This window comes from Pseudomonas sp. 32_A (assembly GCF_017490905.1).
Taxonomy (GTDB): Bacteria; Pseudomonadota; Gammaproteobacteria; order Pseudomonadales; family Pseudomonadaceae; genus Aquipseudomonas; species Aquipseudomonas inefficax.
The window spans coordinates 1-536 of sequence record NZ_JAFGYI010000163.1 but is presented as its reverse complement, the minus strand read 5'-3'; the positions used below and the strand labels follow the sequence as shown (position 1 = coordinate 536).

At 65.5% G+C, this 536-nt stretch carries 1 pseudogene; it reads right to left on the bottom strand.

The window, feature by feature from the left end:
• Window positions 1–536 (bottom strand): annotated as a pseudogene (locus tag J5M58_RS26085) (glycine cleavage T C-terminal barrel domain-containing protein); the annotation flags it as partial.

Here is a 536-nt window from a genome sequence, read left to right as displayed (position 1 = left end):
GTTCAGGATCGGACTGTAATAGCTCGACGTCACGTGACCGAGCATCGGCGTCGTGCCGTCCGCACGCGCGGCCGCATCGAGCTCGACGATCTGGCCGCCTTCGGGCAAAACAGACTGCGCGTCGTCGGTCAGCAGGCCGACGAACTGCTTGCGGCCGCTCTTCGCGGTATCGGCGCGCGTGAGCGAGCGGCGGCCGAGGAAATCCTTCGATTTCGCGACGAGCCCGCCCATGCCGAGATCGAACGGCGTGATCGATCCGTCGGTATCCTGACCGACGATGATGTAGCCCTTCTCCGCGCGCAGCACGTGCATCGTCTCGGTGCCGTACGGCGTGATGTCGAACTCCGCGCCCGCGTCCATCAGCGCTTCCCATACCGCGCGGCCCGCATTCGCCGGCACGTTCACTTCGTACGCGAGCTCGCCCGAGAAGCTGATGCGCATCACGCGCGACTTCACGCCGGCGACCGTGCCGTCGCGATAGCTCATGAACGGGAACGCGTCGTTCGCGAAGTCGATGTCCTTGCACACCTTCTGCA